8 protein-coding genes are annotated in these 13,703 nt (G+C 49.5%); 2 read left to right on the plus strand and 6 right to left on the minus strand.

Annotation, left to right across the window (positions count from 1 at the left end):
- The 4 genes from OCU14_RS06210 to yjbM form a co-directional block, all read right to left on the minus strand.
- The coding region (locus tag OCU14_RS06210; RefSeq protein ID WP_373875078.1) for a KxYKxGKxW signal peptide domain-containing protein at nt 1-5,513 on the minus strand (5,513 nt) is incomplete at its 3' end.
- Between the two features lie 694 nt (nt 5,514-6,207).
- On the minus strand, nt 6,208-7,107 hold the full coding sequence (locus OCU14_RS06215) for an RluA family pseudouridine synthase (protein WP_261810265.1): 900 nt from the start codon (nt 7,105-7,107) through the stop codon (nt 6,208-6,210).
- Nucleotides 7,107-7,907 carry an NAD kinase gene (locus OCU14_RS06220; protein WP_261810266.1) on the minus strand — a complete coding sequence of 267 codons (801 nt, stop codon included), beginning with the start codon at nt 7,905-7,907 and terminating at the stop codon, nt 7,107-7,109. The genes OCU14_RS06215 and OCU14_RS06220 overlap by 1 nt, the downstream gene beginning before the upstream one ends.
- A 3-nt stretch (nt 7,908-7,910) precedes the next feature.
- Complete coding sequence (yjbM, locus tag OCU14_RS06225; RefSeq protein ID WP_261810267.1) at nt 7,911-8,573, minus strand: GTP diphosphokinase; 663 nt, start codon at nt 8,571-8,573, stop codon at nt 7,911-7,913.
- A gap of 317 nt (nt 8,574-8,890) precedes the next feature.
- On the opposite strand from yjbM, the gene OCU14_RS06230 reads away from it, so the two are divergent.
- Together OCU14_RS06230 and OCU14_RS06235 are read left to right on the plus strand one after the other, a co-directional pair.
- On the plus strand, nt 8,891-9,541 hold the full coding sequence (locus OCU14_RS06230) for a DsbA family protein (protein ID WP_261810268.1): 651 nt from the start codon (nt 8,891-8,893) through the stop codon (nt 9,539-9,541).
- Between the two features lie 120 nt (nt 9,542-9,661).
- The gene (locus OCU14_RS06235; protein ID WP_261810269.1) at nt 9,662-10,522 is read left to right on the plus strand and encodes a DegV family protein; all 861 of its coding nucleotides are present in this window, start codon (nt 9,662-9,664) and stop codon (nt 10,520-10,522) included.
- A 75-nt stretch (nt 10,523-10,597) separates the two neighbouring features.
- On the opposite strand, the gene pepF is transcribed toward OCU14_RS06235, so the two are convergent.
- Both pepF and OCU14_RS06245 read right to left on the minus strand, forming a co-directional pair.
- Nucleotides 10,598-12,415 (minus strand): oligoendopeptidase F, encoded by a 1,818-nt coding sequence (gene pepF, locus OCU14_RS06240; RefSeq protein WP_261810270.1) that lies wholly within the window; start codon nt 12,413-12,415, stop codon nt 10,598-10,600.
- A 62-nt stretch (nt 12,416-12,477) separates the two neighbouring features.
- On the minus strand, nt 12,478-13,572 hold the full coding sequence (locus tag OCU14_RS06245) for a competence protein CoiA (protein WP_261810271.1): 1,095 nt from the start codon (nt 13,570-13,572) through the stop codon (nt 12,478-12,480).
- Between the last annotated feature and the right edge of the window lie 131 nt (nt 13,573-13,703).

A 13,703-nucleotide genomic window follows, 5' to 3' on the forward strand; every position in this document is an offset into this window, starting at 1 on the left:
CTGTCAGAGTCGGAATCACTGTCAGAGTCGGAATCACTGTCAGAGTCGGAATCACTGTCAGAGTCGGAATCACTGTCAGAGTCGGAATCACTGTCGGAATCAGAGTCACTATCGCTATCCGAGTCACTGTCTGAATCGGAGTCGCTATCGGAGTCAGAATCGCTGTCCGAGTCCGAATCACTATCGGAGTCAGAATCGCTATCGGAGTCGGAGTCGCTGTCCGAGTCCGAATCACTGTCGGAATCACTGTCTGAATCGGAGTCGCTGTCTGAGTCCGAGTCACTATCGGAATCGGAGTCACTGTCGGAGTCAGAATCACTGTCAGAATCGGAGTCACTGTCTGAATCGGAGTCGCTGTCCGAATCGGAATCACTATCTGAATCAGAATCACTGTCGGAATCTGAGTCACTGTCTGAGTCCGAATCACTGTCAGAATCGGAGTCACTGTCTGAATCGGAATCACTATCGGAGTCCGAGTCGCTATCGGAATCGGAGTCACTGTCGGAGTCCGAATCGCTATCGGAGTCCGAGTCACTATCTGAGTCCGAGTCACTGTCGGAGTCCGAGTCACTGTCGGAATCAGAATCGCTGTCTGAGTCAGAATCGCTATCGGAGTCGGAGTCACTGTCGGAATCAGAGTCACTATCGCTATCCGAGTCACTGTCTGAATCGGAGTCGCTATCGGAGTCAGAATCGCTATCTGAGTCTGAGTCGCTGTCCGAGTCCGAGTCGCTGTCAGAATCGGAGTCACTATCAGAATCGGAATCACTGTCAGAATCGGAATCACTGTCAGAATCGGAATCACTATCAGAATCGGAATCACTATCAGAATCGGAATCACTATCAGAATCGGAATCACTATCGGAGTCCGAGTCACTGTCAGAATCCGAGTTGTCATCAATTGCTGCAGCTACACCCGCCCAGTATTTAGCATCACTGGCTGCGGCTGCGGCACTATCCTTGGCTGCCTTCGCTTCGTCAGCTGCGGCCTTGGCTTTTTCAGCAGCAGACTTAGCTGCGGCGTTATCACCGGCAACGTTCTGTGCGGCATTAGCTTCGGACTGGGCTGCTTCGGCATTAGACTGTGCCGTTGAGGCTGCGGCTGCGGCTGAACTAGCTGCGGCTGCGGCCGATGCGGCGTTAGAAGCTGCTTCGGCAACTTCGGCATTTGACGTGTTTGCAGAGGCATACTTGTTGGCAACGTCAGCATATGAGCTGGCTAATTTTGCATACTCTTCAGCATCGGCTGCTTCAGAGGCTGCGGCTAACGCTGCGTTGGAAGCATCATCACTGTCCACGGCGTTAACCGTCAAGTAGGCACGTCCTAAATCGACAGTTACGGTCTGCCCGAGCGTCGTCTTCGCGGTGATTCTCAGGAAGTAGTAACCGGCTTGTGAGGTCTTCACATCAGATAAATTAAGCGTATCTTCCGTTTGACCGTCTAACTTCACAATGTCAGTACCATCAGCGGTTGCTGAGTAGTACCACTGGTAGGTAATCTTGGAAGAATCCCCAGTATTACCAGCACCAGCATCTGGTTGGAAAGTGACGGAATTTCCGGCATCAACCGCCTGATCTTCAAGTCCATTACCCACTTGGATAACCTTGGAGTCAGAATAAGTCGAACCGTCGGCATTCGTGACCGTAGCTGTAATCGTAACGGTACCACGTGCACTGGCGGAAGTTGCACTGACAACCCCGGCATTATTAACCGTCGCGATACTTTCATCACTACTACTCCAAGTAATCTGACTGGTAGAGTTTGTTGGGTTCGTTGTGGCCACATAAGTTCCTGGGTCAGAGTTCAACAGGTAATCGTTCCCACTGATCGTGATTCCAGTGGCTGGAATTTCCTTATCATAAACATCAACTTCGGCTAAATCACTGTACAGCTGAGCCCCAATCAAAAGCCCGTAATCAGAGTACATCTGGAACAGTAACGTTCCCTTAAATGAATCGTTGGTCTTTACGGTCAACGTGCTGGCAGTGGACATCTTCATCCCCCACCCAGTGTTGTTTTCCGCGGTGGCACTTTCCAAGTAACCCTGAGAAACAGCATCGTCGGTAGTCATCCACTTACCGTTAACCTGAACATACCAAGTGACACTGGTCGTAATCGCTGCTAGGTTGATAATCCCCAACCGTGAAGTTCCAGTTAAAGTAAATGTTTGACCTTGCTTCGTTGACGTCATCGTTGCTGGTTGTTGGGTATACCCGTTAGTAATTGGAATGCCCCAAATCATCGTGGCATTACCAGAAGGTTTCTTCTTGTAAGAACTCGTATCGTTGGAGTAGTTGACCGCATACGAGGCGGCTTCGGTCCCAGAAGAAGCAGAGACCGTTGCAGCAGCAGCGTATGAGTTAGCATCTGCTAAGGCTGAACTTGCAGCTGCGGCAAAGGAACTAGCAGCAATAAAGTTGCCGGCACTAACAGCTGAAGAGGCCTGGGTCATGTAACTGTTGGCAGTCATCGCTGCGGCATCTCCAGATGCTGCGGCTAATTCTGCGGCTTGTGCGTACTCTTGGGTATCAGAAACATAGGACGCCCCTAAACTCGTATTGGCCTTAATGCTACTTGATAATGAGTTGGCAACACTAGCGGCCAGAATAGCAGCTTGATTTGCTAAGGCATTAGCTTCGTTAGCTGCGGAAGCAACACCAGAAACGTAAGATGACTGAGCGTCCACAATAATCTTCGTTGCATCACTAGCAGCGCTGGAGGCTTCTACAGATTCGGATTCAGCCAGGATCAGGTTTGACGCCGCATCCTTGGCTGCCCCAGAAGCCGCCGTGTAATCCTTGGCATTAGCTGCCGACGTTGCGTATTGTTGGGCCTTGGCTGCGTATGACGCGGTCTTAGCAGCTGCACTGGCAGCCATTGAGTTTGCAATCGTTGCACCAGAGTTAAATTCTGGCACGTTGTTGTAAGCATTGTTTGCATCTTGAGCATGCGTTGCGGCTTCAGTTGCTAATGAAGCGGCTAAGCTGGCCGTTGAGGCTGCCGTAGCGGCGTAACTATCTTTCAAATAACTGCCGATAGTCGCGTCCTGCGTGATCCGGGCAGCTTCTGACAGCGCGTTATCCACGTTTTCACGGGCTAAGGCTGCAGCTGAGCTAGCCAAGACACTGTAAGAAGAAACCTTTTCAGCACTTGCAGCGGCTACTAAGGCAGCTGAGCTGGCCCCACTGTAATCCCCGGCGGCTTCTAAGGTAGCAGCAGCACTCTGGGCAGCAGCGGTTGATTGCGCTTCAGTAGCGGCTGCAGCGGCATATGAAGCGGCGCTCTTGGAAGCAGTAGCGGCTGCGGTCGCGTAGACCTTCCCGGAAACCATCTCATCGGGTTCGAAGTCTGCTAAGGAATTCATGGTAATCACGGCTTCACTGACTGCAGTAGCTTGACTACCGGCTTGCTTAGCATAACTTGCGGCTAAACTAGCGGCCTTCTTGGCTTGGTCCGTGTATGTTCCGTTAGCATCAGTTACAACAACCGTCAGAACATTACTTGCTTTCTTAAATGATCCACTGGCACCCAACACACCCTTTTTACCTGAAGCAACGTATTGGTAGTAGTAAGTTCCGGCAGCGTTGGGCGTTAAGGTTACAGAAGCATTCTTATCGGAAACGGTTGTCGGGTCCGTAGCTTGTTTCCACGTTTTTCCATCGGTTGACACGTACCAAACGTAAGTTGCACTGCCGTAAAGTAAGGTAAAATCACCAATCGTGGCGGTCAACGTGATACTTTGACCAACATCAATCGCAGACTTATCAACGTCGAAATCGGTTGAAATACCACCAGTATCATCAGTGGCGTTATTCTCAACGTTGGTATCGAATTGAACGGCCAATGAGGCTGCCTTGGCAGCGTCACTAGCAGCTGTTGCGGCAACTACCGCGGCTGAAGAAGCCTGAACGGATAACGAGTTAGCTTCCTTAGGCGTTGTAGCGGTCTTGGCAGCTTGGGCAGCTGAGTCAGCAGTCGAAGCTGCATTGGCCGCCGTGACTGCGGCACTGCTGGCTGCGGCAGCATAGGAACTCGATTGGTCCCCATGGTAACCAGAAGCAGCGTTGGCATAACTTGAAGCAGCACTCGCAGACGAAGCAGCGGCACTAGCCTTAGCAGCAGCGTCTGAAGCGGCGTCCCCAATGGAGATGCTAACTGCGGCACTGGCATAGGACTTCGCACTGTCACGGAAAGCGTTCGCGGCATTGTTGTTCGCCGTGGCGGTATCTTCCGCTAACGTGGTTGAGGCCACTAATGCCGTACTTGCGGCTTCATAATTTCCGGAAGCCGCTGCCGAAGTTGCTGTTGCATAGTAAGAATCGGCATCCTTGGCTAAATTAACGGCCGTTGCGGCTGCTGATTTAGCGTTCTCGAAGGCAACGTTGGCTGATGAAGCGGCCGACAACGCTGCTGAGTTATTCTTGTCATATTGAGTTGCTAAGTAAGCTTCACTAGCCGCTGCTGAGGCTTCGGCTGCAGCATTTGATGCCGCACTAGCAAGGCTGTGAACCATGCTAGCATATGAACTCACCATGTCCTTGATCCCAATGGCCGCGGCAGAACTCCCCATGCTGGCGTAACTAGAAGTTACTTCTGCATAGGACTGGGCTTCCTGGGCAAAGTAGTTCGCTGAGGAACTGGCTTCACCGTATTTAATCCCAGCATCCGCGCCCCCAATTGATGAGTTCAGGGCATCTAAATACATGTTGGCTAAACTATTATAGTAATCAGCAAATTTATAAGCTTGGTCCGTTTCAGCATAGGCACTCTTAGCAGCACTATTCGCTGCCTTGGTGGCGGCTGTTGAAACTAACTTGTCGTAACTAGAAGCTGCACTGGCAGCCTTCGCAGCGGCAGAGGCTGCAGCTGAAGCCGCTGCGGCCGCACTACTGTCACCGGCTGAATTAGCAACTTCATCTGACGATGTATAGAAGGTCATCCGTGAAACGTTAGCCTTCTTGGTAGTCGCGACCTTGGTAACTGATGAGGTCACGGCGACGTTTAATGTAATATCAGTTCCAGCAGTTTCTGCCAACTTATTGACCTGGCTGGCTGAAATATCGGTACTGGCACTCGTTGCTTCTGCACTGCTAGTTGCAACGGCGCTGGTACTCGTGGCCTTTTCTGATTTTTGTGCTGAACTGCTGGCAGTCGAACTAGTGTCTGTACTTGAGCTTGAAACAGCTGAAGTATCGAGATCATCACTAGCGCTCGTCGCTTCCGCAACGTCCTTACTGGCTGCCGATGTCTGTTCATCTGTAGCATCACTATTGTCTTCCGTGGTCTCCGCGACTGATGTTCCTGCCGCTGAGGTCGCTGATGAATCTGAACTGGTTGTCGCAACTTTGGCACTCTGAGTCTTATCAGCGGCGCTCGTTGTATCCGCGCTTGCCGTCATTTGGCCCGCTCCTAAAAGCGAAAAGGATGCCATTGCGGCGAAGACCCAAGTCTTCCCTGCCTTGAACATCTTATAACGTAATTTAGGATCGTCTCTAAAAGCTTGTTTCCGCATAAATTTCACTTTTAAGTCGTCCTCCTTCAACTGTGTCTCAGTTCCTAACTTTAATAACGAGAAGGGCCTTCGGAATTGTAAGCGATTTCAGCATCGTTCGACCGAAATAACCGTATATGGTTTATACCTATGTCTCCAGAAATGGGACCCCCCTATAAACCACTTCTCATTCAGAAGCTATCATAGCATAACTTTACTATGCGTACTATTTGAAAGCTTAATCTAAACTTATAATTGACTATCCAGCGGGCTAAGATTAGAAGGTTCAAATTATATTCGATGTCCACCCTTAATCTGTTCAATACACACATTTCACTTTTCAAAACAGTATTTTAACTGCGATGATCAGTTTCACAAACGCTGATGTATCATCACATTAGACGTGTTAGTAAAGTTCACAAGCAAATCGAGTTTGCTCACTCATTTTACCGCCAGCTTTGTGCAAAATTCCCAGTCCGATGGTGCAAGCCCTTTCTTAAATTTGTTTTTAATGAGACTTTACTCACACCATTGCTAATATGTGCAGTGTTAATGAAGCACGTAGGAACCTATTTTTATGATAAATTTGTTTATAATTATATAAACAATTAGTTGGTAATTATAAACTCACCACACAAACTAAAATGTGTAACACTATTTTTGACCAAAAAAACGCCATCGTGGCAATTCACGATGGCGACACCTATTAATTAGTTTAATTTAAAATTTCATGTTCAATCACACTTGCCATGTCATCCGGCAGCGGCGCAAAACAAGTGATTTGGCGATCGATGAAGGGTTCATAGAAGCTCACCCGAGCACAATGTAAAGCCTGTCGATGGATCCAAGGATTGGTTTGGCGGCCATATAGCCAATCACCAATCAGCGGATGCCCCACTGACTCACAATGAACACGGATCTGGTGTGTACGTCCAGTATGTAACTTGAGTGCCAGCAAACTGGCCGACTTGGACTGGGCACGGACCCAGAGTTCCGTCTTGGCCTGGCGACCATCTGGCCGTACGGTTCGTTTGACAAACGAATCGTCTGCCCGACCAATTGGGGCCTCAATAACCAAGTGAGCCGTGGAAAAAGCCCCAGTGGCGACCGCAATGTACCGTTTATCCAACGTTTTCAGCTTTAGCTGCTTATCCAATACGGAATGCGCAAAGTGGTGTTTGGCAAAGATCACAACCCCACTAGTTTCGCGATCCAGTCGGGTCACGATGTGCGTCACCGTACTGGGGGCCTGAATCGTCATCAGGTGCCCTTTCACACGATTAGCCAAGGTATCCTCCGAATAGATGTGGGATGGCACAGAGGCCATTCCAGCCGGCTTATTTACCACAAGAAAGTGGTCGTCTTCATATAAAATGGCCAACGGTTTGAATGACGGCGAGACATGCGGGTTCGTGGGTTCCGGTGGTAACGTCAGTCCCACAACCTGCCCCGGCTGAGCCATCGCAATCACGCGGACTTCACGACCATCCAGGCTCACGATACCGCCATGAAACTTAACCCGTTTCAGAAAAGTCCGAGTGACCCCATGGGCCATCAGGACCGTTCGCACATGTACCGGCGACGTCCCCGTGACTGTCCATGCAAAACTGGTCATTAGCGGTCCCTCCCGATAAAGGAGGACTCGACACGTTGCCAAAAATGCGTATGACGATACTCCGCAAAGGAGATTCGTTGCTTGGCAATCTGATAGGTAATGGCCTTGATTGGCCGACCTTCAATGGCCAGCTGATCACACATTAAAATGTTATCCGCCGCAGCAGCAGGTTCGATTCGAACCCATTCATCGGCCGGAATAATCAGGGGTGAGCCTAACGTCCGGAAGACCAGATTATTAATAGAGGCAATCTCGGCCATTTGGACAGCGTCGAAGTGTGGACTGAGCACAGCCCCACCCACAGACTTGTTATACGCGGTCGATCCGGTTGGTGTCGACAGACACAGACCATCCCCCCGAAAACTTTCAAAAAGTTCGCCTTTAATATAAACATCGGCGACCATGGTTCCAGAGACTTTCTTAATGGTAGATTCATTTAGCGCCAGGGCCTCGTCCGGATGCGTCCCGTCCGCATACTCAACCTTAATGTTCAGTAAGGGATAGCTGACACTCTGGCCGTTATCCTTAATGAGGCTCTTAATGAGTTCCTGAACCTCGTAGTCCCGCCAGTCTGTATAGAATCCCAGATGACCGGTATGAATCCCAACAAAGCGCACATGGTCCAGGCGATCGTTGTAGTGGTGGAAGGCCGAAAGTAGCGTCCCATCCCCACCAACCGTCACGACAATGTCGGGATCGAGGCTATCAATGGTGATGCCGGCCGCTGTGAGTCCGGCCTTGAGCGCTCGTGAAACCTTCATCGAAGCTGGCCCGTTATTCCCAAAAATTGAAACCTTCATGCGCTAATCTTCCTTATCATGAGAAGTTTCTGGCGGTATCCCTGGCTGTCCCCCACTCTTAGGGGTATAGTGTTGGGCTTCCTGAATTTCTTCTCGAATTTCTGACATTTCCGTGTCCAACTTAAATGCGGCTTCCGCAGCCCGCTGTAAACGTTGGCTGAGTTGTTCCGGAAAGTCACCTTGGTACTTGTAGTTCAAAGAATGCTCAATCGTGGCCCAGAAGTTCATGGCCAGTGTCCGCACTTGAATCTCGGCTAAAATTTTCTTTTCCCCCGTGACCAATTGTACCGGGTACTCGATCACGATGTGATAGGACCGATAGCCACTGGGCTTTTCATTATGGATGTAATCCCGTTCCTCAAGAATCGTGAGGTCGGTTCGCTGGCGTAGTAAGTCAACGACTTGATAGATATCCTCAACAAATTGGCACATAATCCGTAGACCCGCAATGTCTTGCATATCTTTCTCAAGACGCTCCTCAGCGACGTGCCGGCGCGTCATCTTTTCTTCGATACTCGGAACTGGCTTCACCCGACCCGTCACAAATTCAATGGGTGGCCGTTGATTTTGATTTTCAAATTGTTTCCGAATGCCGCGGAGCTTGACTTTCAACTCGCTTACGGCTTGCTGATAGGGTAATAAAAATTGATCCCAATTTGCTATCATGATGACTTTCCCCCAACCTTGTTTGCACGTCTCATCCTTAAATTTTACCATATTTCACGCTTTACCGAGACTAATTACATTCTATTTAAGACGCGTAATTTTTTCCACCCCTAAGTTCCCGGTTCACGAGGCGTTTAGCTTTACCTAAGTCGAAAAATGTTGCATGATTAGGGTGCGTTTTAAATGGACGGTTTTTATCTCAAACAAATGTTCCGGATTGCTATTTTTTGTATTTTTGCTAAAGTAGTGCTATTGTTAATTTTTGTTTGGCGACCCTTGCTGATTGCCAACGAGGACAGATTATAGGAGGAAGCAATGTGTTAGAAGTCTATTTGTTCGTCAACCCATTAGGCGCTCGCTGTATGCGTTCCGAGCGTAACATTATGAAGTTGGCCGATCATCTTAATAGCAAGGTCTCATTTCAATTTGTGCCCTTACTCAATCAGCAGATTATTGAGCAGGCTTTGCCTAAGCGGCCAACCTTGGCTGAACGGAATGCCTACTTTGGCGTGTACTACCAGGCAATTTTGGCCTATAAAGCTGCTCTATTCCAGGGGAAGCGTAAAGGCCGTGACTTCCTCTTAAACATGCAGACCGCGGTTGTTAACCATCACGAGTCCTTCTCGCAAGAGTTGGCCCTTGAACTGGCTAGAGATTGTCGCCTCGATCTCGACATGTTCAACGAAGATTGCCAGTCTGACCTTGCCAAGCAAGCGTTTAAGACCGATCAGAAATTAGCTGCCGAAATGAAGATTCAACAGTCTTCTTCCGCTGTCATCTTCAACTGCGACGTTTCTCAATACGGGTTGCTACTGAATGATGTCACCTATGACTCCCTCTGCGATGTTTGCGAGAGTCAGGGAGTTGCAACGAAAGAGATGTTAATGGGTGAACCTAATTACCCGACTAATGACCAAACATCCTCATCACTTACCGGGGGAATGCATCCTCATTTGCGAGTGTTATAAATCGTTTTACCCGATAAACCAAGCCAATCTGGCTTGGCTTTTTTGATCGTCAATGACTGGTATTGTGCCTGGATTATGGTATGATTGAGCCATTAATTTCGGAAAAAAGGAGCAATTCCCATGCCTACAGCCATTGTCACCGATACCGCGGCGTACCTCACCGCCAACCAAATTGCGGCCAATCCCATCACCGTGCTTCCAATCACGGTCATTTTGGGTGGTCACCAGTACCCGGAATCACAGCTGAGTCGCCAGACCTTCTACGATTATCTCAAGAGCGATCAGGAACTCCCAACGACCGCACAAGTTTCTTTGGGACAAATTGAAGAGGCTTACGACCGTTTGGCAGCCGCCGGATTTGACGAAATCATCTCAATTCATCTTTCCAGTGGAATTACCTCCTTCATGAATAACCTACGCGTCTTCTGCAGGGACTACACCAAGGCTAAAATCTTCCCCGTCGACTCTCTAGTAGCCAGCGCTGGTGAGGCAAATCTTTGCCTCCTCGCGGGTAAACTCATTCAGGCTGGGCAGACCGGTGAGGAGATCGTGCCCCAACTTGAACACCTTCGTGATACGCAACAGGTCTTCTTCGCCGTGGACAACCTCAGTCACTTGGCACGAACGGGACGTCTGAGTAACCGGTCGGCCATGATTGGGAATCTGCTCAACATCAAGCCCCTCCTCACCTTCGATGACACTGGTAAAATCGTGGCGATTGGTAAGGAGCGGACGATGAAGAAAGCCTTTCACTACATGACCTCGGCCCTGGCCAAGGACCTGGCGACCAACGACTATCCGATGCATGCCACGGTCATCGATGCCAACGATCCTGAACTGTCACGCCAGTGGGTCACTGACCTCCACACCCTATTTCCCCAGATTCGCGTGAGCCAGAGTCAACTTGGCCCCGCCATCAGTGTCCACACGGGAGAGAAGACCATGGGCATTCTTTGGCAACAAGATTGGCAATCCATTTAAACGCATAAAATAATCAGTGAATGATTTTATAAAAAAAGCTTTGGCTTAACTGCCAAAGCTTTTTCGTGCGTCAATTTACTTCTTTAATTCACGGGCAAGTTGGGTGAACTCAGCTAACCGTTCGTCAAAGGTCTTGAAGGCCCGATCGAGATAATCGGGTTGGGCCATGTCGACCCCGGCACGTTTCATCACTTCAAGTGGTGAAGCAGAATCCCCAGACTTCAGGTAATTCAGATAAGCATCACGCTTAGCCGGATCACCACTCAGAATGCGTTGTGACAAGGTAGTAGCTGCCGCAAAACCAGTTGAGTACTGGTAAACATAATAGTTGTAGTAGAAATGCGGAATCCGTGTCCACTCATCAGCAATCTGTGGATCGGAAATGACATTATCCCCATAATAGCGGGCGTTCAAATCCCCATAGAACTTGCTCATGAAATCAGCCGTCAAGGACTGGCCAGCGGCTGCTTGCGTGTGAATGTAGTCTTCGAACTCGGCAAACTGGGTCTGGCGATAAACGGTTCCCTTGAACCCATCTAGATAATGATTCAAGACGTAAGCTCGAATATGTGGATCGGTTTGGGTCTTCAACAAATAGTCCGTTAATAAGTTTTCATTAGTTGTTGAGGCAATTTCTGCCACGAAGATCGAGTAATCCCCATATTGGTAGGGCTGATTGGATCGCGTGTAATGACTATGCATGCTGTGACCCATTTCGTGAACCAAGGTAAAGAGACTCTCTAGGCTGTCCTGCCAGTTTAAAAGAATATATGGTTTGGTATCATACATCCCACCGGAATAGGCCCCAGTTCGCTTCCCTTTGTTTTCCACGACATCGATAGCCCGGGTATCAAACATCTTCTGCACATTGGCCACATAGTCTGGCCCTAACACGGACAAGGCCTTCAGGGCTTCCTGTTGGGCTTCAGGATAGGTATACTTCAGGCTAGGTTCCCCGGTAATTGGCGTATAGAGGTCATACATATGAAGTTCAGGTAAGCCCAGAATTTCCTTACGTAAGCCCACATATTGGTGAAGTGAGTCCAGATGCTGGTTAACAGTTTTCACCAAGGTGTCGTAGACAACAGCAGGAATCTCATTACTACTCATGGCCGCCTCACGAGCCGACCCATAATGCCGGACCTGTGCTGTGTAGTTATGCGTTTTAACCTCGCTAGCCAGGGTTGAGGCAAAGGTATGCCGGAACTGCTGATAGACGCTATACAAGGCCTTAAAAGCTTGTTCTCGAACCTTAGGTGTGGTCGACTGCAACAGAACGCCATAGAGACCTTCGGACAAGCGGACATCGTGACCCTCTTCATCCTGAACGACTGGGAATTGAAGGTCAGCATCACTCAAGACGCTGTAAGTCTTGGCGGAAGCCCCGAAAATGTCACCCGCACCAGCTAACAATTTTTCTTCCGGTGCTGATAAGGTATGGTCACGCCGTTGGCCCAACACATCGAAGACATGCTGGTAATCGGCTAACCGTGGTTCAGCATCAATTAAGCTCTGTAAGGTTGCTGGTTTTAGTCCCAGAACTTCTGGTTCATACCAAGATGTCGCTGCAGCTACCGTGGCAACCAGGCTTTCAGCCTGGCCCGAGAGATCCTGTGCGTGAGCGTTACTCGTATCTTGGTCATTCTTAAGGGAGGCGTAAACGTATAGCCGCTCTAACTGTCGATTGAGATCGAAGATGGCCGTCGTCACCTGGTAAAGTTGTTCGCCACTCGTGGCCAGTTTACCTTGTAATTGGGCCACCTTTTTGGCTTGGGCCTTGACCGTGGCTACCGCCTGGTCAAACCCACTATCATCGGGATAAATCGTCGTCAGATCCCAGGTCAATTCTGTTGGAACCGCTGAGCGTTCGGGAATTTGTTTCACTATCCTCATCCTCCTTTAATTTTACATATAGATAGTTTAACACTTTTACCGCGACGTTTGACGATCACAACTTATTTTCTCTCATTATTTTCTAACCATTCATGACCATCTCGCGACCACGCTGGTATCGCCAGTACTTGCCATCCCCGACTAGTTCGCCGCAAATAGTGACCTGCTACCAAATCTGTCAAGAGATCGACCAGAGCTAGGCGCAGGGGGCTCTCCGCGACAAACCGAATACCGCCTTCAACATGACCACCAACTAGCGTGAGTCCCTCTCGTGCCAACTCCCAAAGTGCCGGTACCTGCCAACTCGATTGCCGCGAAAAGATCCACGTTCCCACGACAATCCGCCAAAGAATCGGCCCCCGACCAAATATCGGTAAATAAGCGCGCATCGTACCAAAAATTGGTGAAAATCCTGGGAGGTTCTTTCTCAACAGGTAGAGTGCCTCTTGAAGGTCACGAAGACCGGTATTGCCTCGCAACAAATCCAACGTCAACCGTTGCCGATAAGCTGGCAAATCCACCGGTAGCAGTCGTGAGGCTTGTTGCGGGCGACGTAGCTCGTCTATCCTCGTTAACCAACTGGTGGTCGCTGTAATTTTTCCGGTCGCCATCTGCCGAAGATGGTGATCCAGCCTTAACTGTCGGCGAGACACATCCCAGAATAGGAGACATAATCCCCAGCCTGGCATCTTCCAGGCAAATCGGTCGATCAGATCCCAATTCAAATGCTGTTTCTGGTAGCGCTCGCCTAAAATCCAACAGGGAAACACCCCAATATTCTGATAACCTGCCGTTCGTGCGGCCACCTGGTCGCGACTAATGGGACTACACTGAAACTCAATCGCCACCGGTTGATGATCACCACGGTCAAGCCAGCAATCCGCGCGTTGGTCAATCTCCGGCAAGATTTTCTCCAGCGTGCCCACGCCCCACGGCGCAAAGAATGCCGCTAACTGTCGTTTCCCAGAAACATGTTGTCGTGACTCCCCTTCCGTCGCCACGGCGCAGTCCCCTAGAGTGTGATGCGCAAAATACGGTGGTACCACTCGTCCCCGATGTAAAACCACTCGATGATGGCAGGCTGGACACTGATAATCCGGCTGTCGGTCTGCGCCGCTGGCATCGATTAACTTTCCTGCACGCCATGCAATCAACACAACCTCACCCCCTTACCAGCTAATTCCGCGATTAAGGGACAAAAATTTTAGCCAAATTAAAAAATACTAAGCTTAGAGGCATAAGAGTTATCCGACGGGATGCTCTTATGCCTCTATTACTTTATAGTGGT

Source organism: Levilactobacillus humaensis (assembly GCF_024345185.1).
GTDB classification, from domain to species: domain Bacteria; phylum Bacillota; class Bacilli; order Lactobacillales; family Lactobacillaceae; genus Levilactobacillus; species Levilactobacillus humaensis.